The 22,484-nt window shown below is 63.5% G+C and carries 21 protein-coding genes; 12 read left to right on the forward strand and 9 right to left on the reverse strand.

All coding sequences use genetic code 11. From position 1 onward, the window contains the following. Positions 1 to 4 precede the first annotated feature (4 nt). The 3 genes from V3388_RS04815 to V3388_RS04825 form a co-directional block, all read right to left on the reverse strand. A complete protein-coding gene (locus V3388_RS04815) occupies positions 5 to 1,087 on the reverse strand; it encodes an ABC transporter ATP-binding protein (protein ID WP_442915610.1) in 1,083 nt (360 codons plus the stop codon). A gap of 38 nt (positions 1,088 to 1,125) precedes the next feature. Beyond that, positions 1,126 to 2,232: a polyamine ABC transporter substrate-binding protein gene (locus tag V3388_RS04820; protein ID WP_336366384.1), complete on the reverse strand. Its 1,107-nt coding sequence runs from the start codon at positions 2,230 to 2,232 to the stop codon at positions 1,126 to 1,128. Between the two features lie 304 nt (positions 2,233 to 2,536). Then, positions 2,537 to 3,022, reverse strand: coding sequence for a DUF7282 domain-containing protein (locus tag V3388_RS04825; protein WP_336366385.1), 486 nt, complete (start codon positions 3,020 to 3,022; stop codon positions 2,537 to 2,539). 215 nt (positions 3,023 to 3,237) lie between these two features. On the opposite strand from V3388_RS04825, the gene V3388_RS04830 reads away from it, so the two are divergent. The 9 genes from V3388_RS04830 (at position 3,238) to V3388_RS04870 (ending at position 13,165) form a co-directional block, all read left to right on the forward strand. Next, positions 3,238 to 4,887: an AMP-binding protein gene (locus V3388_RS04830; RefSeq protein WP_336366386.1), complete on the forward strand. Its 1,650-nt coding sequence runs from the start codon at positions 3,238 to 3,240 to the stop codon at positions 4,885 to 4,887. Then, the gene (locus V3388_RS04835; RefSeq protein WP_336366387.1) at positions 4,884 to 5,309 is read left to right on the forward strand and encodes a PaaI family thioesterase; all 426 of its coding nucleotides are present in this window, start codon (positions 4,884 to 4,886) and stop codon (positions 5,307 to 5,309) included. Before V3388_RS04830 ends, V3388_RS04835 begins: the two co-directional genes overlap by 4 nt. 79 nt (positions 5,310 to 5,388) lie before the next feature. Then, the gene (locus V3388_RS04840; RefSeq protein ID WP_336366388.1) at positions 5,389 to 6,195 is read left to right on the forward strand and encodes an ABC transporter ATP-binding protein; all 807 of its coding nucleotides are present in this window, start codon (positions 5,389 to 5,391) and stop codon (positions 6,193 to 6,195) included. Next, positions 6,192 to 6,950: an ABC transporter ATP-binding protein gene (locus V3388_RS04845; protein ID WP_336366389.1), complete on the forward strand. Its 759-nt coding sequence runs from the start codon at positions 6,192 to 6,194 to the stop codon at positions 6,948 to 6,950. The genes V3388_RS04840 and V3388_RS04845 overlap by 4 nt, the downstream gene beginning before the upstream one ends. Before the next feature lie 68 nt (positions 6,951 to 7,018). Next, positions 7,019 to 8,236 carry an ABC transporter substrate-binding protein gene (locus V3388_RS04850; protein ID WP_336366390.1) on the forward strand — a complete coding sequence of 406 codons (1,218 nt, stop codon included), beginning with the start codon at positions 7,019 to 7,021 and terminating at the stop codon, positions 8,234 to 8,236. A 98-nt stretch (positions 8,237 to 8,334) separates the two neighbouring features. After that, positions 8,335 to 9,222, forward strand: coding sequence for a branched-chain amino acid ABC transporter permease (locus tag V3388_RS04855; RefSeq protein ID WP_336366391.1), 888 nt, complete (start codon positions 8,335 to 8,337; stop codon positions 9,220 to 9,222). 2 nt (positions 9,223 to 9,224) lie between these two features. Then, positions 9,225 to 10,229, forward strand: coding sequence for a branched-chain amino acid ABC transporter permease (locus V3388_RS04860; RefSeq protein ID WP_336366392.1), 1,005 nt, complete (start codon positions 9,225 to 9,227; stop codon positions 10,227 to 10,229). A gap of 243 nt (positions 10,230 to 10,472) precedes the next feature. Then, the gene (locus V3388_RS04865; RefSeq protein ID WP_336366393.1) at positions 10,473 to 11,603 is read left to right on the forward strand and encodes an HlyD family secretion protein; all 1,131 of its coding nucleotides are present in this window, start codon (positions 10,473 to 10,475) and stop codon (positions 11,601 to 11,603) included. Next, positions 11,600 to 13,165 (forward strand): DHA2 family efflux MFS transporter permease subunit, encoded by a 1,566-nt coding sequence (locus V3388_RS04870; RefSeq protein ID WP_336366394.1) that lies wholly within the window; start codon positions 11,600 to 11,602, stop codon positions 13,163 to 13,165. Before V3388_RS04865 ends, V3388_RS04870 begins: the two co-directional genes overlap by 4 nt. A gap of 40 nt (positions 13,166 to 13,205) precedes the next feature. Here V3388_RS04870 and V3388_RS04875 read toward each other — a convergent pair whose 3' ends face one another. Both V3388_RS04875 and V3388_RS04880 read right to left on the reverse strand, forming a co-directional pair. After that, the gene (locus V3388_RS04875) at positions 13,206 to 13,988 is read right to left on the reverse strand and encodes a COG4705 family protein (protein ID WP_336366395.1); all 783 of its coding nucleotides are present in this window, start codon (positions 13,986 to 13,988) and stop codon (positions 13,206 to 13,208) included. Positions 13,989 to 14,005: 17 nt separating this feature from the next. Beyond that, positions 14,006 to 14,659 (reverse strand): hypothetical protein, encoded by a 654-nt coding sequence (locus V3388_RS04880; RefSeq protein ID WP_336366396.1) that lies wholly within the window; start codon positions 14,657 to 14,659, stop codon positions 14,006 to 14,008. A 225-nt stretch (positions 14,660 to 14,884) separates the two neighbouring features. Here V3388_RS04880 and V3388_RS04885 point away from each other — a divergent pair, with 225 nt between their 5' ends. Both V3388_RS04885 and V3388_RS04890 read left to right on the forward strand, forming a co-directional pair. Beyond that, positions 14,885 to 15,556 carry a response regulator transcription factor gene (locus tag V3388_RS04885; RefSeq protein ID WP_336366397.1) on the forward strand — a complete coding sequence of 224 codons (672 nt, stop codon included), beginning with the start codon at positions 14,885 to 14,887 and terminating at the stop codon, positions 15,554 to 15,556. Between the two features lie 2 nt (positions 15,557 to 15,558). After that, complete coding sequence (locus V3388_RS04890) at positions 15,559 to 16,908, forward strand: HAMP domain-containing sensor histidine kinase (protein ID WP_336366398.1); 1,350 nt, start codon at positions 15,559 to 15,561, stop codon at positions 16,906 to 16,908. A 4-nt stretch (positions 16,909 to 16,912) separates the two neighbouring features. Here the strand turns inward: V3388_RS04890 and V3388_RS04895 are convergent, their stop codons facing one another. Further along, entirely contained in the window at positions 16,913 to 17,863 is a 951-nt protein-coding gene (locus V3388_RS04895) for a DMT family transporter (protein ID WP_336366399.1), read from the reverse strand. Positions 17,864 to 18,018: 155 nt separating this feature from the next. Here V3388_RS04895 and V3388_RS04900 point away from each other — a divergent pair, with 155 nt between their 5' ends. Continuing rightward, complete coding sequence (locus tag V3388_RS04900; protein ID WP_336366400.1) at positions 18,019 to 18,921, forward strand: LysR family transcriptional regulator; 903 nt, start codon at positions 18,019 to 18,021, stop codon at positions 18,919 to 18,921. Here V3388_RS04900 and V3388_RS04905 read toward each other — a convergent pair. Genes V3388_RS04905 through V3388_RS04915 form a run of 3 tightly spaced genes read right to left on the reverse strand, consistent with a single transcriptional unit; the run spans position 18,902 to position 22,401 of the window. After that, a complete protein-coding gene (locus V3388_RS04905; protein WP_336366401.1) occupies positions 18,902 to 19,603 on the reverse strand; it encodes an MgtC/SapB family protein in 702 nt (233 codons plus the stop codon). The genes V3388_RS04900 and V3388_RS04905 overlap by 20 nt on opposite strands. Before the next feature lie 39 nt (positions 19,604 to 19,642). Continuing rightward, positions 19,643 to 20,815 (reverse strand): HlyD family secretion protein, encoded by a 1,173-nt coding sequence (locus V3388_RS04910; RefSeq protein WP_336366402.1) that lies wholly within the window; start codon positions 20,813 to 20,815, stop codon positions 19,643 to 19,645. Between the two features lie 32 nt (positions 20,816 to 20,847). Beyond that, positions 20,848 to 22,401 carry a DHA2 family efflux MFS transporter permease subunit gene (locus tag V3388_RS04915; RefSeq protein WP_336366403.1) on the reverse strand — a complete coding sequence of 518 codons (1,554 nt, stop codon included), beginning with the start codon at positions 22,399 to 22,401 and terminating at the stop codon, positions 20,848 to 20,850. Positions 22,402 to 22,484: the final 83 nt, after the last annotated feature.

A 22,484-nucleotide genomic window follows, 5' to 3' on the forward strand; every position in this document is an offset into this window, starting at 1 on the left:
CGGCTCAGTTCCACAGCAGGATGGGGCTGGAGGCTTCCCAGGACACAAACACCCGGTCGCCCCAGGTGGGGCGCTCGCCCCGGCGCTCCACGTTGGCCATGGTGGCCTGCACCCGCTTGCCGCTGGCCAGCTTCACGTAATAGGACGTGATGTCGCCCAGGTAGGCGATGTTGTCCACCGTGCCGCAGCTCCAGTTGTTGTCGCCCTCGGGTTTGTCCGACGTCAGGTAGATTTTTTCCGGGCGCAGGGCGATCAGCGTGTCCATGGTTTCAGCGGGCGTGGTCACGCCCCGATCGATGAACACGGGCGCGTCCAGCTGGGCGCTGTCCAGGCGGATGCTGTCGGAATTGTCCTCCAGGATGCTGGCCTCGAAGATGTTCACCGAGCCAATGAACTCCGCCACCATGCGGCTGTTCGGGCTCTCGTAGATATCAATGGGCGAGCCCACCTGGGCAATGCGGCCGTGGGACATGATGGCGATGCGGCTGGCCATGGTCATGGCTTCTTCCTGGTCGTGGGTGACCATCAGGCAGGTCACGCCCACCTTCTCCAGGATGTCCACCAGCTCCAGCTGCATTTCCGTGCGCAGTTTCTTGTCCAGGGCGCCCATGGGCTCGTCCAGCAGCAACAGCTTGGGCCGTTTGGCCAGGGAACGGGCCAGGGCCACCCGCTGCTGCTGGCCGCCGGAGAGCTGCTGGGGACGGCGCTTGGCGTAGGGCTCCATCTTCACCAGTTTGAGCATGGCGGCGACCCGGTCCCGGATCTCCGCCTTGCCCAGCTTGTCCTGCTTCAGGCCCAGGGCAATGTTCTGCTCCACCGTCATGTGGGGAAACAGCGCGTAGGACTGGAACATCATGTTGGTGGGGCGCTGGTAGGGCGGCAGGGCGGTGATGTCCTGGCCGTCCAGAACGATGCGCCCGGCATCCGGGGTCTCGAAGCCGGCCAGCATGCGCAGCAGGGTGGACTTGCCGGAGCCGGAACCGCCGAGAAGGGCGAAGATCTCGCCCTTGTGGATGTCCAGGCTGACGTCGTCCACCGCCAGGGTGCTGTCAAAGCTCTTGGAGATGCCCCGGATGCTGAGAAGCACCTCCGCTTGCGCGGAGGCGGTGTTGGTCGCGGCCACCGTCAGCGACCGGATTTCACGCTGGTCCAGGTGCGGGTCATCAGGCGCTGGGCGTCCTGGGGCCGACCTTCCATCACGTACAGCTTCTTCATCACCTCGTCGGTGGGGTAGATGCTGGTATCGTTGCGGATCTCCGGGTTCACGAACGCGTCGGCGGCCTTGTTCGGGTTGGCGTACCAGACGTAGTTGGTGATGTCGGCGATGATTTCCGGGCGCATCAGGAAGTTCATCAGCTTGTGGGCGTTTTCCACGTTCGGGGCGCCGGCCGGAATGGTCATCATGTCAAACCACAGCACCGCGCCTTCCTTGGGAATGGTGTAGCGGATGACGTTGCCGTTCTTGGCTTCCTCGGCGCGGGCGGCCGCCTGCAGGATGTCGCCGGAATAGCCGGCGGCCACGCACAGGTCCCCATTGGCCAGGTCGCCAATGTAGCGGGACGAATGGAAATAGGTGATGTTCGGGCGCACGGCCTTGATCACGTCACCGCCCTGGCGGATGTCGTCCGGGTTGTTGCTGTTCGGATTCAGGCCGATGTAGGCCATGGCCGCACGGACCATTTCCTCGCCCGAGTCGAGCATGGAAATGCCGCAGCCGCCGGCGGCCAGCTTGGCCGTCACCGCCGGATCAAACACCAATGCCCAGGAGTCGGTGGGCGCGCTGTCACCCAGGATCGCCTTGATGCGGCCTTCGTTGTAGCCGTAGCCGTTGGTGCCCCAGAGGTACGGCAGGGCGTACTGGCTGCCCGGGTCGACCTTCTCCAGTTGTTTCATCAGGTCCGGGTTCAGGTTGGCCATGTTCGGCAGCTTGCTGTGGTCCAGCTTCACGAACGCGCCGGCGGAAATCTGCTTGGCCACGTAGTGGTTGGAGGGCACCACCAGGTCATAGCCGGAACGGCCGGACAGCAGGGCGGCTTCGAGCACCTCGTTGCTGTCGTAGACGTCGTAAATCACCTTGATGCCGGTTTCCGCCGTGAACTTCGCGAGGGTGTCCTCGGCGATGTAATCGGACCAGTTATAGACCCGCACTTCTTCCGCGGCGACCGCCGAAAAAGCACACAGAGACAGAGCAACAGAGGCGGCAAGCGCCCGGGGCTGGCACAACTTGAACATGGCTTGGGGTCCCTCACACAAAAGGGATGGATACAAAGCGCACCGGACGGGCGCGGTGTTGTGCAGGTCTGCTGAGGGTGGCCTCGGACGCAGGGGGTGCGGTCCTTTGACTCCTTTAAGGCGTGTCCTGGAAACGGGGGTGGGGAACCCGCCGGTTTCGAGCGTTATTTATCACGGGATCGGGGTGTGCGCCAGAAAAATTTTCGGCTCTGGAATCTGGGCTTCTACGTAGGCCCGGCGCAGGTTCCAGCCCCGGTTCCGCCGGCCGATGCGATACCGGGGAACCAGGGCCGGATGGCGGGCCTTACTTCGCGGTAACCACCGCCATCACGAGCTTGCCGTCTGCCTTCAGCGGGCCGTCTTCCTTGGCGCCCAGGGTGTACTCGAAGGCACCGGTTTTCATGCCGCCGTCTTCGCCGTGCACCATGAGCATCAGCTTGTCGCCGGCCTTGACCTGCTCGGTCAGGATGGCCGCGACATCCATGTTGCTGCCTTTTTTCAACGGGGCGTAGCCCACCACCGGGCCGGGCTTCATGCCGTCGGCGGTGCGGTGCACCACCAGCCAGCCGTTCTGGGTGGTATTGACCTTCTTGGCGGTGACGGTGCCGTCCGCCATGGACTGGTCGCTGCCCCAGACGGCCAGATCGTGCATCTTGCCCATCTTCTCCATGCTGCCCTTGGCCATGTCGTCCATCTTGCCGTGATCATCGGCCATGGCCGGGCCGGCAATGAAGGCGCCGGCAACGAGTGCGGAGGCCAGGAAAGCAGAAGTTTTGACGCGCTTGTTCATGTTGTGCTCCTTGTCATCGGTTGGGCCCGTCCGGACGTCAGTGTCTGGCAGGGTTATCGGGCATTACGGCGGGGTTGCGGAGAAAGTTGCAGATCTCAATAAAAATTTTTCAAGCGACGGTTTGGTGTCTATCTTTACCTTTACGTAAAGTGCGACCTGTGCTAAACCTTGATCCGTTTTTGACTAGCCGATGACAACAACAACAGGAGTTGACGATGAGCCTTCCAAACTACGCCGAGGTCTATAACCACTTTGACGCAGCCGCACTGGAAGCGGACATCCTGGACGGACGTCTCGACAGCGGCCTGAATGTCTGCCACGAGATCTGCGACCGCTGGGCCACCGATCCGGATAAAGTCGCGCTTTATTACGAAACCACCGACGGCGGCGACGGCACCCTGACCTTCGCCGAGCTGAAGGCGCAGTCTGCCCGCTTTGCCAACTACCTGGCGTCCATCGGGGTCACCCGGGGCGATCGCGTGGCCGGGCTGCTGCCCCGGGGGCCGGAACTGCTGATCGTGATTGCCGGCACCCTGCGGCTCGGGGCCGTGTACCAGCCGCTGTTCACCGCCTTTGGCTCCGGGGCCATTGAGTATCGCGTGGAGCGGGCCGGCACCCGGCTGGTGGTGACCGATCCGGCCAACTTCCCCAAGCTGGCAGACGTGAAGCACTGCCCGCCGGTGCTGTGCGTGAACGCCGCCGCGGCCGGCGCCGGCGTGCCGGATTTTGCCGAGACCCTGGGTGCGCAATCCGACCGCTTCGAACCGGTGATGATCAAGGGCACGGACCCGTTCCTGCAGATGTTCACCTCCGGCACCGTGGGCAAGGCCAAGGGCGTGGCGGTGCCAGCCCGGGCATTGCTGGCGTTCTACGTTTACATGAAATACGCCGTGGACCTTCGGGATGAGGACCGGTTCTGGAACGTGGCGGACCCGGGCTGGGCCTATGGGCTCTACTACGCCGTGGTGGGCCCGCTGCTGATGGGCCACGCCACCCACTTCAATCCGAATCCGTTCACGCCGGAATCCACCTACGACATGATCCGCAAGTACCGGATCACCAACCTGGCCGCCGCGCCCACCGCCTACCGGCTGCTGAAGGCCAACGACCAGGTGCTGCCAGAGGGCGAAAACCTGGGCCTGCGAGTGGCCAGCAGTGCCGGCGAACCGCTGAACCCGGAAGTGGTGAGCTGGATCGCCCGCCGTCATTACTGCCCGGTGAAAGACCATTACGGCCAGACCGAGACCGGCATGACCTGCTGTAACTTCCACGGGCTGGAACATCCGACCCGGCCGGGCTCCATGGGCTACTCCTCTCCGGGCCACCGGGTGGTTGCCCTGAACGAGAAGAACGAAGAAGTGGGTGCCGGCGACATTGGCCAGGTGGCGGTGGATGTGAAGGCCTCGCCGCTGTTCCACTTCGATGGCTACACCTGGGGCGAGAAAGACCCCTTCGTGAACGGCTATTATCTCACCGGTGACATGGCCCTGTGCCATGGCGACGGCAGCTTCACCTTCTCCGGCCGGGATGATGACATCATTACCACCGCCGGCTACCGGGTGGGGCCGGCCGACGTGGAAAGCACGCTGCTGGAGCACGCCGCCGTGGCGGAATCCGGGGTGGTGGCCAAACCGGATGAGAAGCGGGGTTCCATCATCAAGGCCTACGTGGTCATCAAGGCCGGGCAGGAACCGGTGGAAGACCAGGCCCTGAAGGACGAACTGCAGGAGCTGGTGCGGCGCCGTCTTTCGACCCACGCCTACCCCCGGGAAATCGAGTTCGTGGACGAGCTGCCCAAGACCCCGAGCGGCAAGATCCAGCGGTTCATTCTCCGTAACCGGGCAAAGGACGAAGCAGACGCATGAAGGTATCGTTTGAAGACCTCAAGCATTTCCTTGAGGTGCAATTCCCCCAGGGTGCCACCTTTGGCACCCTGGAGGCGCTGGGGGACGGCTGGGCGGAAATGCGCCTGGCCATCGATGATGGGCACCTGAGGCCCGGTGGCACCGTGTCCGGGCCGGCCATGATGGGGCTGGCGGACGTGGCCATGTACGCGGCCCTGTTGGGCCGCATCGGGCTGGTACCCCTGGCGGTCACCACCAACCTGAACATCAACTTCCTTCGCAAACCGGCTGCCCACGCCGCCATCCGCGCCCGGGCCAGCTTGTTGAAGGTCGGCCGCAGCATGGCGGTCGGCGAGGTGTTCATCTATTCCGAGGGCAACGACGAGCCGGTGGCCCACTCCACCATGACCTATTCGATCCCTCCCGAAAAAAGCCAAAAATAATTATTGACGTTTACGTAGACGTCAATCTAATCTTGGGCATAGTTGGAAAGTGCAACAATAATAAAAGGCAAGTATGCCCATGAGTGACAGCTACCTCCTGGAAACGCGCCGCCTGGTCAAGGAATTCAAGGGCTTCGTGGCGGTGGACAACGTCAATCTGCAGGTTCGGCAGGGCGAGATACACGCCCTGATTGGCCCGAACGGGGCCGGCAAGACCACCGTGTTCAACCTGCTGACCAAATTCCTCATCCCCACCTCCGGACAGATCCTGTTCAAAGGCGAGGACATCACGGCCCTGCGATCGGCGGCGATTGCCCGCAAGGGTGTGGTCCGCTCGTTCCAGATCTCAGCGGTGTTTCCCCACATGACCGCGCTGGAGAACATCCGCGTTGCCTTGCAGAGCTTCGAGAAGGGGTCGTTTCGTTTCTGGCAGAGCGGCCAGCGCCTGAACCGACTGAACGATCGGGCCATGGCCCTGCTTGATGAGGTAGGGCTGGCGGAGTACGCAGACACCACCACTATTGAGCTGGCCTATGGCCGCAAGCGCGCCCTGGAACTGGCCACAACCCTGGCCATGGAGCCGGAGCTGCTGCTCCTGGATGAGCCGACCCAGGGCATGGGTGCCGAGGACGTGGAGCGGGTGGTGGCGCTGGTGCGCAAGGCCGCTCAGGGCCGCACCGTGCTGATGGTGGAGCATAACCTGGGCGTGGTCAGCCAGCTGTGTGATCGCATCACCGTGCTGGCCCAGGGGGCGGTGCTGACCGATGGCGATTACGCCACCGTGTCCGCCGATCCCAGGGTGCGCGAAGTCTACATGGGCAGCGCCGGCAGCGGGGAACGCCGGGCGTCGGCGGATCCGGAGACGGCCGAGGAGGCCCGGCCATGATCGAGACCATCACCCGGGCGGCGGACGCGAGCGCAGGAAAAAATGCGGACAAAAGCTACGAGCAGCTACGCATTTCCGGGCTGCACGCGTTTTATGGCGAGTCCCACATCCTGCACGGGGTCGATCTGGTGGTGCGTCGTGGCGAACTGGTGACGCTGCTGGGCCGCAACGGCGCCGGGCGCAGCACCACCCTGAAAGCCATCATGAACATGGTCGGCCGCCGTAGCGGGTCCATCATGATCAACGGCGAGGAGACCATCGGCCGGGCGCCCCATCATATCGCCCGCCTCGGGGTGGGGTACTGCCCGGAGCACCGGGGCATTTTCGCGTCGCTGAACGTCGAGGAAAACCTGACCCTGCCGCCGGTGGTGCGCAGTGGCGGTATGAGCCTCGAAGACATCTACACCATGTTCCCGAACCTCTACGAGCGGCGCTTCAGCCAGGGCACCAAGTTGTCCGGCGGGGAGCAGCAGATGCTGGCCATGGCCCGCATCCTGCGCACCGGTGCCACGCTGCTGCTGCTTGATGAGATCACTGAGGGCCTGGCACCGGTCATTGTCGAGAAACTCGCCGACGTGCTGGTGGCGCTCAAGAACAAGGGCCTGACGATCGTGCTGGTGGAGCAGAACTTCCACTTTGCCGCGCCCCTCGCCGACCGCCACTACGTGGTCGAGCACGGTCAGATCATGGAGGAAATACGCGCCGACGAGCTGAGTGCCAAGCAGTCGGTGCTGAACGGCTATTTGGGCGTCTGAGCGCCCGATAGACACGTGAGCGCCCGATACGCGCCGCGTCAACGCAAGATCGTCAAGGAGATACAACAATGACAATGATGAAAACGCTTCTGACCTCAGCCGTTGCTTCTGTTCTGATGGTGGGGGGAGCCCAGGCGGAGATCACCGATAACACGGTGAAAATCGGCTATCTGGCGGACATGTCCGGCACCTACCGGGACCTGGCCGGCCCCAATGGCCTGAAGGCCATGGAAATGGCCATCAAAGACTTTGGCGGCTCGGTGAAGGGCGCCAAGGTGGAAGTGGTCAGCGCCGATGACCGCAACAGCCCGGATGTGGCCTCCAGCACCGTTCGCCGCTGGCTGGAAAACGACAAGGTGGATATGGTCGGCGGCCTGGTGGCCTCCTCGGTGACCATCGCCGCCACCAAGATTCTGGAAGAGAACGACAAGCTTGGCATCGTCTCTGGCTCGGCCGCCTCCAGCATCACCAACGAATACTGCACGCCCAACCACATCCACTATGTGTATGACACCTACGCCATGTCCATCGGCACGCCGACGGCCATGGTGAAGGAGGGCGGCAAGACCTGGTACATCCTGACGGCGGACTACGCGTTTGGCCACGCCATGGAAGCGGACGTGACCAAGGTGGTGGAAGCCAACGGCGGTAAGATCGTAGGCAGCATCCGCCATCCGTTCCCGACCCCGGACTTCTCTTCGTTCATCCTGCAGGCCCAGGCCTCCGGCGCGGACGTGATCGCCCTGGCCAACGCCGGCGCGGACACCACCAACGCCATTACGACCGCCAGTGAGTTCGGGGTCACCCAGGCCGGCCAGAAGCTGGCGGCCCTGGTGGTGTTCCTGAGTGATGTGCACGCGCTCGGCACCAAAGTGGCCCAGGGCATCCAGCTCACCACCGGCTGGTACTGGGACATGAACGACGAAACCCGGGCCTGGTCCGACCGCTTCATGGAAGCCACCGGCGCCCGTCCCACCATGGTTCACGCCGGCATCTACTCCAGCACCATGCAATACCTGAAAGCGGTGGAAGCCACTGGCTCGGATGACGCCCAGACCGTGCGCAAGTACATGATGGAACACCCGGTCAACGACATGTTCGCCAAGAACGGCGTCATCCGTGAAGACGGCCGCATGGTCCACGACATGTACCTGGCCCGGGTGAAAACCCCGGAAGAGTCCAAGGGCGAATGGGACCTGTATGACATCGTGCGCACCATCCCGGCGGACGAAGCCTTCCGGCCCCTGTCTGAAAGCAAGTGCAAGCTGGTGACCAAGGAATCCTGAGCCCGTCACCATCCGCAACAACAGCCGGGTAACGGCTGAGTCACGGTGGGCCCCGCGCCGCGGTTCCATGGCGCGGGGCAACCAGGAGAACGTTCACGATGTCCATGATATTCGGCGTGCCGATGGCGGTACTGTCCGGCCAGCTGCTGATCGGGGTGATCAACGGTGCCTTCTACGCGCTGCTCAGTCTGGGCCTGGCGGTGATCTTCGGACTGCTCAAAATCATCAATTTCGCCCATGGCGCCATGTACATGCTCGGCGCCATGGTCACCGTCATCCTGTTTGACGCCCTCGGGGTGAACTACTGGGTGGCGCTGTTTCTGGCGCCGGTGCTGGTGGGAGCCGCCGGCATGCTGGTGGAGTATTTCCTGCTGCGGCGGATTGCCGGCCAGGACCACATCTACAGCCTGTTGCTGACCTTTGGCGTGGCCCTGATGATGCAGGGCGTGCTGACCAACATCTACGGCGTGTCCGGGCTGCGCTACAGCATGCCCGACGTGTTCCAGGGCGGCGTCAACCTTGGATTCATGTTCCTGCCGTATTACCGGGCCTGGGTGATCGTGGTGGCCCTGCTGGTGTGCTTCGGCACCTGGTTCATGATCGAAAAGACCAAGCTCGGCGCCTACCTGCGTGCCGGTACCGAGGACGCCCAGCTGATGCAGGGCTTCGGTATCAACGTGCCTTTGCTGGTCAGCCTCACCTACGGTTTTGGCGTGATGCTGGCGGCCTTCGCCGGCGTTCTGGCCGCGCCGATCTACTCGGTGACGCCGGTGATGGGCTCCCACATCCTGATCGTCGTCTTCGCGGTGGTGGTCATCGGCGGCATGGGCTCCATTGGCGGCGCCATCATCACCGGCGTTCTGATGGGCGTGGTGGAAGGCCTCACCAAAACCTACTACCCGCCGGCCTCGTCCGCGGTCATTTTCCTGGTGATGGTGGTGGTGCTGATGTTCCGCCCCGCCGGCCTGTTTGGTAAGGAGGCCTGAGTATGAACCCATCCGGCAAATCCGGAGCCGCCGCCTCCGTACAGCAGGCCCTGGCCCGTCAGCAGCAGGCGGACCAGCGCCGCAAACACTGGCTGAACGCGGCCCTGCTGGTGTTGTTGCTGCTGGCGCCGCTGGCGGTCTACCCCGTGTTCCTGATGAAAATCCTGTGTTTTGCGCTGTTCGCGGTCGCCTTCAACCTGCTGCTGGGCTTCACCGGGCTGCTGTCCTTCGGCCACGCCGCGTTCCTGGCGACCGGCGGCTATACCACCGGTTACCTGCTCAGTCACACCCCCTGGATGACCACCGAGCTGGGCATCCTGGCGGGCACCGCCGTGGCCACGCTGCTGGGGCTGGGGTTTGCGCTGCTGTCCATTCGTCGGCAGGGCATCTACTTTGCCATGGTGACCCTGGCGCTGGCCCAGCTGGTGTACTTTTTCTTTGTGCAGGCGCCCTTCACCGGCGGCGAGGACGGCATGCAGGGGATTCCCCGGGGTACCCTGTTCGGGCTGGTGGACCTGAGCGATAACCTCAACCTGTACTATCTGGTGCTGGCGGTCTTCGTGGGCTGCTATCTGCTGGTGCAGCGCACGGTGAGTAGCCCTTTTGGCCAGATCCTCAAGGCCATCAAGCAAAATGAGCCGCGGGCGATTTCCCTGGGGTACAACGTCAACCGCTACAAGATCCTGGCGTTTGTGATCTCCGCCGGTCTGGCCGGGCTCGCCGGCTCCATGAAGGCGGTCGTGTTTCAGCTCGCCTCCCTCAACGACGCCCATTGGCACACCTCTGGCGAGGTCATTCTGATGACGCTGGTGGGCGGCGCCGGCACGCTGCTGGGGCCGGTCGTGGGTGCCACCTTCGTGGTGAACGTGGAATACCAGCTCGCCCAGGGTCCGCTGCGGGACTGGGTGGACCCGATTCTGGGCGGTATTTTTGTGCTCACGGTGATCGCTTTCCGCAGCGGCATCGTCGGCGAAATCCAGACTTTCCTGCGGAAAAACATCGGCTGACCGCCGCGTCCTGCCCGGCAAACCCCGCCACCGCTCGGTCGGCGGGGTGGCTGCGTTCGTAACCTGTCCAAACCGTAATCCCGTTCGATGTGCCGCCAGCTCCGGCCCAGTGAACTGCCGTGCCCGGAAACCCGTAATTTAAGTTTCAAGATAAAGTGAGCATGCTTATAATGTTTCGCCTTCGTTTCTGGCCGCGATCGGCGGCGGCGAACGCGCATCGAATTCACGTTTCGGGATACGGCCATGACACAGAACAACAGCACGCCCACCGGCCTACAGCGCCTTGGCACCCTGGCGGGACAGATCAACTTCCGGTTTCTGTTTCTGGTGGTGGTGCCGCTGGTGGTGCTCGTGATTGCCGGCGTGATCTACCTGACCGGCGGGCGCTTCGAGGAAACCGAGAACGCCTATGTGCACTCGGACATGGTTGCGGTGGTACCGGAGGTGTCTGGAACCATTACCGACGTGGCGGTACGGGAGAATCAGGCCGTAAGCGCCGGCGACCGCCTGTTCACCATCGACCCGACCCGTTATCGCATCGCCGTCGCTCAGGCACGGTCTGCGCTGGCGGACGTGCGCACCCAGATTGAAACGATGAAAGCCCAGTACGAGGAGCAGCAGCAGGCCCTGGACACCGCCCGCAGCGACTTGGCCTTCGCCGAGCGGGAGTACCAGCGCCAGGTGCAGCTCTCCCGCAGCCGGGCGGTCTCGGAGTCCGCCCTCGACAGCTACCGTCACAAACAGGAGTTGGCGCAACAGAGCGTGCAGCAGGCCCAGAAGGGCCTTGAACGGATAAAGGCGGGCCTGGCGGGCGACCCGGACATCGCGGTGGAAGAGCACCCCATGTATCGCAAGGCGCAGGCGTCCCTGGAGGCCGCCGAGCAGGATCTGGCCGATACCGAGGTCACCGCCCGGTTCAACGGCATAGCCTCCAAAACCCCGGTGGTGGGCCAGTTTGCCGGTCCCGGACGATCGGCCATGAGCCTGGTCTCCACGGAATCGGTCTACATTGACGCCAACCTCAAGGAAACCCAGCTGACCCACGTCACCGTCGGCCAACCGGTGGACGTGGTGGTCGACACTTACCCGGACCGGACCTTCAAAGGCCACGTGGCCAGCATTGCCGCCGCTACCGGGTCCGAGTTTTCGGTCCTGCCGGCCCAGAACGCCACCGGCAACTGGGTGAAGGTGGTGCAGCGTGTGCCCGTGCGTATTGATCTGGACGAGCAGCCCGAGGGCGTGAACCTTCGCTCCGGCATGAGCAGCATGGTGGAGATCGATACCGGCCATCTGCGGGGGCCGGCCTTCCTGGCGCCGCTGGCGACCTGGCTGCAGGGCAAGCCGGAAACCGCCGGGAGTGAGGGCGCCGAGTGAGCACCGCCACGGGCGCCAACCGGCCGGACACCGCCTTCAACCGGGCGTTGATCACCGTGTCCATCATGCTGGCAACCATCATGCAGGCGGTGGATACCACCATCGCCAACGTGGCCCTGCCCAACATGCAGGGCAGCATGTCGGCCACCTCCGAGCAGATCGCCTGGGTACTGACCTCCTATATCGTGGCGGCGGCGATCATGACGCCGATGACCGGCTTCCTGTCCGGCCGCATCGGCCGCAAACGGCTGTTTGTGCTCTCCGTCACCGGCTTTACCATTACCTCCCTGCTGTGCGGCATTGCCACCTCCCTGGAGCAAATCGTGCTGTTCCGCCTGCTGCAGGGCGTGTTTGGCGCGGGGCTGGTGCCCCTGTCCCAGTCCGTGCTGCTGGACACCTTTCCCCGAGAGAAACACGGCTCGGCCATGGCCATCTGGGGCGTGGGCGTCATGGTCGGGCCCATCCTCGGCCCCACGCTGGGGGGCTACCTCACCGAGTACTACAACTGGCGCTGGGTGTTCTTCATCAACCTGCCGGTGGGCATACTGGCGCTGGCCGGTATCCTCACCTTTGTGCCGGAAACGGAAAAGACCCAGCGACGCTTTGATCTGTTCGGCTTTGCCTTGCTGTCCCTGGCGATCGGCGCCCTGCAACTGATGCTGGACCGGGGCCAGAGCCTGGATTGGTTCTCATCCACCGAGATCGTGATCGAGGCCATCGTTGCCGGCCTGTGCATCTACTTGTTCGTGGTGCATATGCTCACCGCCAGAGAGCCGTTCCTGGAGCCGGGCCTGTTCAAGGACCGCAACCTGGTCATCGGCCTGGTGTTTATCTTCATCATCGGTGTGGTACTGCTGGCCACCCTGGCGCTGTTGCCGCCGTACCTGCAGAACCTGATGAACTACCCGGTGATTACCACCGGCGAGCTGCTGGCGCCCCGGGGCATGGGCAGCATGGTGGCCATGCTGCTGGTGGGCCGGCTTGTGAATAAGGTGGACGTGCGGTTGCTGGTGGGCACCGGCCTGGCGTTGACGTCCATTTCCCTGTTCATGATGGCGGACTTCAACCTCAACATCCGCCCGATGGCGCTGGTGCAGACTGGCATCATCCAGGGGCTGGGCCTGGGCTTCGTGTTCGTGCCCTTGAGCACCATTACCTTCTCCACCCTGGATGCCCGTTACCGCACGGAGGGTACCGCCATGTTCAGCCTGATGCGGAACATCGGCAGCAGCATCGGCATCTCCGTGATGGTGGCCTGGGCGACCCGGTTCACCCAGGTGAACCACGCGGTACTGGGTGAACAACTCAATCCTTATCGCGTGCCGTTCCAGCAGCTGATGGAAGGGCAGGGCCTGGGCTTCAGCACCGATCAGTCCCTGGCGCTGCTGAACCAGGAACTGACCCGCCAGGCCGCCGCCATTGGCTACCTCAACGACTTCCAGGCCATGGCCTGGATCACTCTGGCGGCATTGCCGCTTATCCTGCTGTTCCGGCGACGGCCTGCTGAAAGCCCCTCTGAGGGCACTTCCTCCCAGGAAACGACCTCCGAAAGGGCCGCCTGACCGAAAACGTCGTGCCAGGCGGCGCGGCCGGGTCTACGCCTCAGCTCGAGGCGAGTTTCCGGCCACTGCCACTGAGTGTCATCCAGATGACCACGGCAACAATGACACCAAGGAACAGCAGGCTGGTGTCAACGGTGCCGAAACCGAGTCCGCCGTACTGCGTTGGCTGGGACAGCATGTCACCGAACGAGGCGCCCAGCGGCCGGGTGAAGATGTAGACCAGCCAGAACGCCAGGATCGCATCCAGGCCCAGCAGAAAATAGCCGATGGTCAACGACAGGATCACGCAGCCAAACAGCACGCCAGTGGCCTCGTAGCCAAGGCCGAACTGCTCAGACACCAGATCCCCGGCGGCGGTGCCCAGCGCGAACGTGAACAGGATAGCCAGCCAGTAGAACGCTTCCCGGCGGGTGGTCACGATGGTGTGGATGGACAGGGTGCCCTCACTCCTGAACCACGCATAAAACGTTGCCGCCAGGAGCAAGCTGAAGACGACGGTGCACGTCACCAGGCTGACGCCCAGGTTGTCCACCAGGTTATCGGTAACCAGCGTACCCACAATCGAGATCAGAACAACGGCCAGCCAGTAGGTCCAGGGCACGTACTGTTTACGCGAAAACTGGAGCGCAAGTGCGGCGACCAGAACGCCCGTCATGATGACGGATGTGGCGGTCAGCCCAAGGCCGAGATTCACCGCCAGGTAATCGGCGGCGGTTTCGCCCATGGTCACGGCCATCAGCTTGATGATCCAGAACCCGGCGGTGACCTCGGGGACGCGGTTCGGGTGGTTATATCGGGATGGGTCGAGAGCGGACGTCGTCATGGTTTGGGTAGCCTCCTTCAGTGGCCTGTCGGGATCAATGCAAGGGCTTGCGCGGCAAACTGATCGGAGCGCACGTCATCGTCGGCGTTGCAACGTTCCGTTGCCTGTGCCTGCAGGTCTTTGGTCTGCTGCAACTCACTGCCAGACAGCGTGGTGGTGTCGAGCTGGCTGCGCAGTTTGCCGAGCAGCGTTTCGCAGGGCACGGGGTGGCCATTCGCGTCGGTGACCGGCGTGCCCGCGATGGTCTTGACCGTGGCGCCCCCAATGGCCTGATCCGGGCTTTTCAGCGTCTCTGACAGGTGGTCCAGAGCCGCCAGCGCTTTGGCTTCATCCGGGTGCGCGGCCCGCAGCGCGGCAAAGGTTTTGTCTGCCGCGGCGTCTACGTTGCCCCAGGCATTCGGCGCCTGGGGGCGGAGGGTGTCTTCCTCATCGTCCCAGAGGGTCTCGAACCGGGTGACCCGCTTTTCGGCCGCTTTCAAGTCGCCCTGGGCAGCCAGGTTCCGGGTTTCTTCTACGATGGATTCGTACTCAGAAAGATCCCCCAGCGACCGGTGCATGGTGTTGTTTGCAGCGCTGGCTGATGGGCTCTCTGTATGCTGGGCAATTTCCGCGGTGGAAAACGCGACGACGGGTACGGCAATCAAAAACGCAGCGAGTAAAAACTGTTTCATCGGGTGCTCCCGTGAGGGTGAAAAAACAGCCTCCGTTATAACCCCTGCTGCATACCGGGCTCTGATCGTCGCTATACAAATCTGTATACAAACCGGGAAGCCATGGCCTGCATGACACCGCCGTTCTGCAGGCGGGCTGGCGGATCCGGAGGCGCTGTTTCCCGGCGGCGATTTCTGGCTAAATCCGGACATGGAATACAAACCTGAAAAAGAGGCAGTTAACCGGTGAGGATTCTGGTTATTGAGGACGATGCGCTGACGGGGCCCTACATTGCGGACGGCCTCAGGCAGGAGGGACACGTCGTCGATCTGGTGAGCGACGGCGCCGAGGGGCTGATGGCCGCGGCTGCCCGCAAATACGATCTCCTGATCGTGGACCGGATGTTGCCGGGGCTGGAGGGCACCTCGATTGTCCGCACCCTGAGGGGCGCAAAGTCGCCTGTGCCCATCCTGATACTGACCGCCCTGGACGGGGTGAGTGATCGTATCGACGGGTTGAACGCGGGCGCTGACGACTATCTGGTCAAGCCGTTCGCGTTTGGCGAGCTCTCGGCCCGGGTGGCGGCATTGGGCCGTCGCCCGCCGCCTTCGGAAATGCCGTCTGTGCTGACCGCCGGCGATTTGGAAATGGACCTGCTGTCCCGCCGCGTCCGCCGTGGCGGCGTGGACATTGATCTTCTGCCACGGGAGTTTTCGCTGTTGGAGTGTCTGCTCCGGCGCAAAGGGCGGGTGCAGACCCGGACCATGCTTCTGGAAACCGTCTGGGAGCTGAGTTTTGATCCGCAAACGAATGTCGTCGAGACGCACATCAGCCGGCTTCGGGCGAAGGTGGACAAGCCTTTTTCCCGTGAGTTGATTGAAACCGTGCGCGGCGCCGGCTACCGCATCCGGGAGTGAGCATGGCCCGCTCAACACCGCTTCGGCTGACCCGAACCCTGGTTGCTATTTTTACCCTGTTTACGCTGGCCGGGTTTTGCGCGGCTTATCTGATCACCCGTGAATCGGCGGAAGCCGAAATTTCAGCGGACCTTCAGCAGGTGCTCGAGGCGGTACGGAACGCTGGCGATCAGGGCGCAGTTGAGGAACGGGTGGCAGAACTGGTGGCGTCAAACCGACCGGCCGATCTGCTGATTCGTTACGCGGTTCCGGGCAAGCCCGCGCTGGGTTCGCTGCCGAAGGCAGTAGCCGTCGAGCCTGGACAGATAGTGGGGCGCCGGCAGTTATCCGCCATTCAGGGAAAACTGGCGGACAGCTACCTGGGCTGGCGCGGTTCTGTCCAGGGCGGGGAGTTGGCTCTCCTGGTGGGTCGCGATGGTCTGGAAGACCTGGGAGGAACCTTCGGTCTGATTTTGCTCTGGAGCCTGATACCGGCGCTCGTTCTGGCCACCATCGCCGGCGGACTGGTGGCTCGCCGGGCCCGGGATCGTCTGGACGCCATCGAACATACTCTCGCGTTGCTCACCTCGGGTAATCACGGCGCCCGTGTGCCGGTGGGGCGGAAGCCACCGGATGATCTCGGGCAGATTGCCGCAGCGGTGAACCGTATGGCCGAAGCTCAGGAGGCCTCCATAGACTCGCTGCGGCAAATATCGACGGACATCGCCCACGATCTCAAAACACCGATTCAGCGGGTTGCCGTGCTCCTCGAAAAGCTGGATAACGGCACCCTCGACGGCGTTTCCCGGTCTACGGTGGTCGCGGCTCGGGCAGAAACCGCCCGAATCATCCAGACGTTCCAGTCGCTGCTGCAGATCGCGCAACTGGAAAGCGGCCAGGCCCGGGCGGATTTCGCGCCCGTCAATCTGTCTGCGCTGGCCCGGGACATGCAGGAAATCTACGAACCGTCGGCGCTCGACAGCGGCCATTCCCTGACCGTTGCGGCAACCGACGAGGTCTGGGTGCAGGGGGAGCGAAACCTCCTCGGACGTCTGATCGCCAATCTGATCGAAAACGCCATGCGGCATGCGCCGCCGGGGCCCGTCTCGCTAAAAGTCATGGCGGAAGACGGCGTTCCGACGCTCACGGTACGTGACCACGGACCTGGTATTCCGGACAGTGAGCGTTCAAAAGTGATGGGTCGCCTGTATCGCCTGGAACGGAGCAGAACGACTCAGGGCAGTGGCCTGGGATTAAGTCTGGTCGCGGCCATTGCTGAGCTGCATGGCGCCAGGGTACGCCTTGGCGACGCGGCGCCAGGGCTGGAGGTTCGGGTTGAGTTCGAACCGGCCAGCCCCGCGGGGTCCCGTTGACGAACTATCGGGCAACCGTTACCGGTGACGCCAGGACCGCCGTCAACGCAGCCTGTCGGCGCTGATACAGGTTGTTCAGTACCAGCGCGGTGATCACCATCAGCGCGCCAAGCACTTCGGTCACCGAAAACGCGTGGCCACGGATCGCGCCGATGGTAAAGGCCGTGATGGGCACAAAGTTGATGAACAGCACCCCGTTGACGGCCCCCAGCCGGCGAATGCCGGTGTTCCAGCTCAACACGGCCAGCACGCCACCCAGCAGGATCAGGTAGAGCATCTGCCAGCGCAGGTCGATGATGGTTGCCAGAGTGGGCCGTTCCAGAACGTGGGTGGCGGTCAGGCCCAGGGCGATGGCCCCCAGTGACAGCGCACCGAACACGCAGGTCACCGTGGTATAGCGCAGCGGCGACCAGGTCGGGAAGCGGGCGCCGCCCATGGTGTAGGTCACCCAGCAGACGGCACCGGCCAGAAACATGAGGTCCCAGTGGGCCGCACCGCCACCAAACGCTCGCACCGGGTCACCGCCGGTAATCACCAGAAACACGCCGCTGAACGCCACCGCCACCATCAACAGGGTGAAGCCAGCCGGGCGGACGCCCTGGATAGCCCAGGTCAACAACACCGTAATCATTGGCATGGTGGCCATGATCACCGCGCCGTGTTCCGGGCGGGTGTGGGCCAGGCCGTTGAACGCCAGCAGGTTAAAGCATGCGAAGCCGAGCGTGCCCAGCAGGAACAGGGTCGCCGCCCGGCCCTCGGTGCGCAGGGCGCGAGGACCTTCCGTGATCAGAAGCAGAGCAGCAAAAATCAGCGCTGCGGTGCCGTAGCGGATCCACGTCATATAGTAGGCATCGAGGCTCACCAGCGCCGACTTGGCGACGGGGAACATGCCGCCCCAGGACAGGGTGGCGGCGAGCAGCAGAGCAATGGCCGTAAGGGTGTAACGGGGGTTCATCAGTGCGTCTCCTGGTGGGGCGGATCACGCCCGGTCCAACGTACGCCGAGGGCGGATGGCTCTCAGCAAGGCGTGCAGTTTAACTGTTTCCTAAATCCGGATAATCTGGCTAAATAGAAAATCACTTTTTCTATTTATTAAGTAATGAGGCGGCGATGAGCCTGGATGCCATGGTGGTGTTTGCGGCAGTGGTGGAGCAGGAGAGCTTTTCAGCGGCGGCCCAGTCGCTGGGGCTGTCCACACCGGTGGTCAGCAAGCGGGTGTCGGCCCTGGAGCGCAGCCTGGGCGCCCGGCTGCTGAACCGTACGACCCGGCGGCTGAGCCTGACGGAAGCGGGCGAGGTCTATTACAGCCACTGTGTACGGGTGGTGGCTGAGGCCCGGGAGGCTGAAGCGGCGGTGACCGACCTGAACAACGCACCCCGGGGGCTGCTGCGGGTGACCGCGCCCGTAAACTTCGGTTCCCATCAGGTGGCGGGCCTGCTGCCAGGCTTTCTGGCGGCGTACCCGGACATCCGGGTGGACATGGACCTGAGCGACCGGCAGGTGGATCTGGCGGAAGAGGCGTTCGATGTGGCCATTCGGATCACCCAGCAGCCCCAGCCGCACCTGGCGGCCCGCCGTCTGGGCAGCGCCAGGCGGTTGCCCTGTGCGGCGCCCGGCTACTGGGCCGCCCATGGCCGGCCGCAGGTCCCTGACGACCTGAAACACCACAACTGCATTGTCTACCGGCCCAACCCCAGCTTTAACCAATGGTATTTCCACGGCGCGGACGGCGTTCAGAGCGTGGCGGTGACGGGGAACTTTACCGTCAACAACACCGAAGCCATGTTACGGGCGGCGATCGGTGGTCTCGGGGTGATCATGCTGACGTCGTTCACGCTGGATCGCTACGTGTCAGCGGGATTGCTGGAGCCGGTGCTGGAGGATTTCGATGCGCCGGATACCGACGTGTACGCCTGCTACCTGCCGAACCGGCATCTTCCGGCCAAGGCCCGGGTGTTTATCGATTACCTGGTGAATCACTACGGGGAAAGGCTCAGCTCCCCGTCGGCGTGATCCGAAATTCCAGCACGGAATCCAGCGCCACCAGTTGGTTTGCCAGGGTACGGGCGCCGGTCTGCACCGTGGTGCGGATGCTCATGGTGTGCCGCAACACCCGGCCGTCCTGGTCCAGCCGGTAGCTCATGTCGGCAACGCCAAAACCGTGTTCCTTCAGCAGGGCCCGGAGCTGCGTCTCGGATAGCTCCGATCCTCGCTCAAAGCGGACGTCAAACCGGTAGTAAATCTGGTTGGGTACCCGCGCCTCGATCCAGCGGAACAGCGACAGGACGCTGACCGCCAGGGCCACCGAAAGGGTTAGCGGAAAGTAGAAACCGATGCCGGCCAGGATGCCGATGGCCGCGGTGATCCAGATGGACGCGGCCGTGGTCAGGCCGCGCACGGACAGGCCCTCTTTCATGATCACGCCAGCGCCGAGAAAGCCGATGCCGGTCATGATGCCTTGCGCCATTCGCGTGGGGTCCAGGCGAATCATGTCCCCGGCGGTTGGCATCCAATGCACCTCATACACCGTCACCAGCATCAGCAGGCTGGAGGTGGTGCACACCAGCGCGTGGGTGCGAAAGCCGGCGGGTCGGCCGTGGTAGGTGCGTTCATAGCCGATCAGCGCACCCGCCACCAGGGCGGCGATCAGCCGCACTGCCATTTCCACGTAGTCTGCCGTGACCGTTGCCGTCATCCTTGCGGTTCTCCCCTGACGATGGGGCGGCTCAGCGGGTCAAGAGCCCTGGCCGTCCCCGGAAATGTCGATGTCCACCACCACCATCATACCCGGACTCAGGCGTTCTTTGGGGCCATCGTCAATGGCGATCCGCACCGGGATGCGCTGGGTGATCTTGGTGAAGTTGCCCGAGGGGTTCGGGTTGGGCAGCAGGGCAAACTGGTTTGTGGCGGCATTGCCGATGACCTGGACATGGCCCCGGAACGTCTGGTCCGGCATGGCATCCACGTGCAGCGCTACCGGCTGGCCGGCCTTCAGGTCACCGATCTTCGTTTCCTTGATCTTGGCCTCCACCCAAACATCGCCGGGGGTGTGCATCATCAGCACCGGCTGGCCGGCAGACAGATACTCACCGGGGTCCACAAAGGTTTTGTCCACCACGCCGTCCCGGGGGCTGCGGATGGTCAGGTCGTCCACCTGCACCTGCTGGTGGCGCAGGTCCGCCTCGGCCTGGGCCAGGGACTGCTGGGTGACCTGCAGCTGGGCCTTGAGCAGCTCGGGGTTCGGGAGGCTCATGGTGGGGCCGCTCATCAGGCCGATCCGGGAGTTGTCCAGGGCGGTCCGGTCCACGGTGACCTGGCGCCGGGCCCGCTCGTAGTCGGCCTTGGCGGTCAGGTAGGTGTAGAAGTCTTCGTCCAGCTTCTGCTGGGAGACGGCGCCGGACGTGGAGAGATTTTTCGAGCGGTGGTAGGTTTTCTCCGCCGAATCCATCACCGCCTGGGCGGCCTCCAGCGTGGCCTGGTCCGCGTCCAGTTCGTCCCGGGTTTCCCGGATGCCGCCCTGCAACTGGTCGCTGGACAGGGCCAGCCGCTGCTTCTGGTAGGCCAGCTCGGCTTTCATGCCTTCCACCTTCGCCTGCAGGGACGCCAGTTGCAGTTCGTCCGGGCGGCTGTAGAGGCTGGCCACCACGCTGTCTTTTTTCAGGGTATCGCCCTGGATCAGCGAGAACTCGGAGAGGCGGCCGGACAGGCGGCTGCTGACGGTGATTTCGTTGGTGACGATCTGGGCGTCATCGCCGGTCACATGGGTGCTCTGGAACCAGAACCAGTGGCCGATCCAGCCCACCAGGGCAACCAGCACCACCAGTCCGGCCGCCAGCCGGAGCCTGCCTGCCTTCCGTGGCGCTTTCCCGTTGTCCTGAGTGTTATCAACGTTCTGCGTATCAGCCATAACAAGGTAGGTCCTGTATCAGAATCACGACATCACGAAGCCCGCTGCGCCGACCAGCGGCTGAGCAGGCAGGAAGGAACGACCACCAGCACCAGGCCGGCGACCACCGCCAGGAAGCCGTCCTGAAAGGCGAAGATGCGGGCCCAGAGTGCATCCATCTGGCTCAGAAGGTGCATTGCGGCGGCTTGCTGGTAGAGCGCGCTGGTGCCCACGGAGGCCACGGCGCTCTGAAGCTGGTCCATGGCCTGCATGGCCATGGCATTGCCGGCGTTCAGGCCATCGGTCAGGTGATCGCTGTGGAACACGGTACGGCGGTCCATCATCGCCACCAGCCCGGCGGTGCCGAACGCGCCGCCCAGCTGCATGGCAAAGTTGATGGCACCAGAGCCATAGCCAATCTGATGCGGCGGCAGCGAGCCGATGGCCCGAGTGATGGTGGGTGGCGGAAACGCCGCCATGCCCACGCTCAGCATTGACATGGCAATGGCCAGGGTGGTGAACGAGGTGTAGCTATCCACCTGCGCCATCATGAACACGGCAAAAATGGCAAAGGCCAGCCCCGGCAGGGTGAGGTAGTGGGGCGGCACCCGGTCGCTGAGCTTCCCGACCATGGGCACCAGGATGGCAAGCACCAGGGTGGACGGCGTAAACAGCACGCCGGCCTTGACCGGATCGTAGCTCAGGATGCTCTGCACAAAGTTCGGCAGCAGGTACATGATGGCGTAGAAGGAACCGCCAAACAGGAACAGGGCCATGGAGCCCATCAAAAAGCCCTTGTTGCGGAAAATGCCCAGGTCCAGCAGCGGCGTGGGGGTGCGCTTCTGCCACCCAACGAACACCGCCGCGATGGCGGCCGCCAGCACCAGAAGGCCCACCACCGCAACACTGCCCCAGCCCCAGCGCTGGCCGTTGGACAGCGCGGTAAGCAGGGCGAACACGGCCACAAACAAAGAGGTGGCACCGAACCAGTCAAACGGCGGGCGCGGCCCGCTGCTCTCCCGGGGCGGCAGGAAGAAATAGCCCATGACCATCGCCGCCACGCAGATCGGCGGCACAATGAAAAACACGTAGCGCCAGTTGTAGGTTTCCACCAGCCAGCCGCCTATGACCGTGGCCAGCGTCAGCGGTAACCCCAGGCTCATGCCATACATGGCGGTGGCCATGCCCCGCTGATGCGGAGGAAATACCGAGAATAACGCCTCCAGGGCCACCGGCCGGATCAACCCCGTCATGGCGCCCTGGATAATTCGAGAGGCGATGATCGCGCCCATGCCCGTGGCCAGGCCGCCCAGGAAGGACGCGCCGATGAAAATGGCGAGTACGGTGATGTACGTGGCCCGCTGGCCAAACGCGCTCACCAGCCAGGGCGCCACCAGCAGGGCCACCGTGGTGGCCGCCAGGAAGCCCGTGGACAACCACTGAACCTGGTCGTCGCTCATGCCGAACGACCCTTTGATGTAGGGCGTGGCCACATTCACGATGGTAATCGACATGCCCAGCGCCACCAGTCCCAGCAGCACGGTCAGCGAGACCAGCCATTGGTACTTTGGGCCATAGCGCTCGAACAGGACGTCCACTTGGGTCATGGGGCTCCCGGATCGCTGAAATATAGAAAGCGCCTTAGTTTATAGGCAGGGAATGATTAGTAAACCATCTTTACGACGGAAGT

The organism is Marinobacter sp. C2H3, from assembly GCF_037080155.1.
In the GTDB taxonomy this organism is placed as follows: Bacteria; Pseudomonadota; Gammaproteobacteria; order Pseudomonadales; family Oleiphilaceae; genus Marinobacter.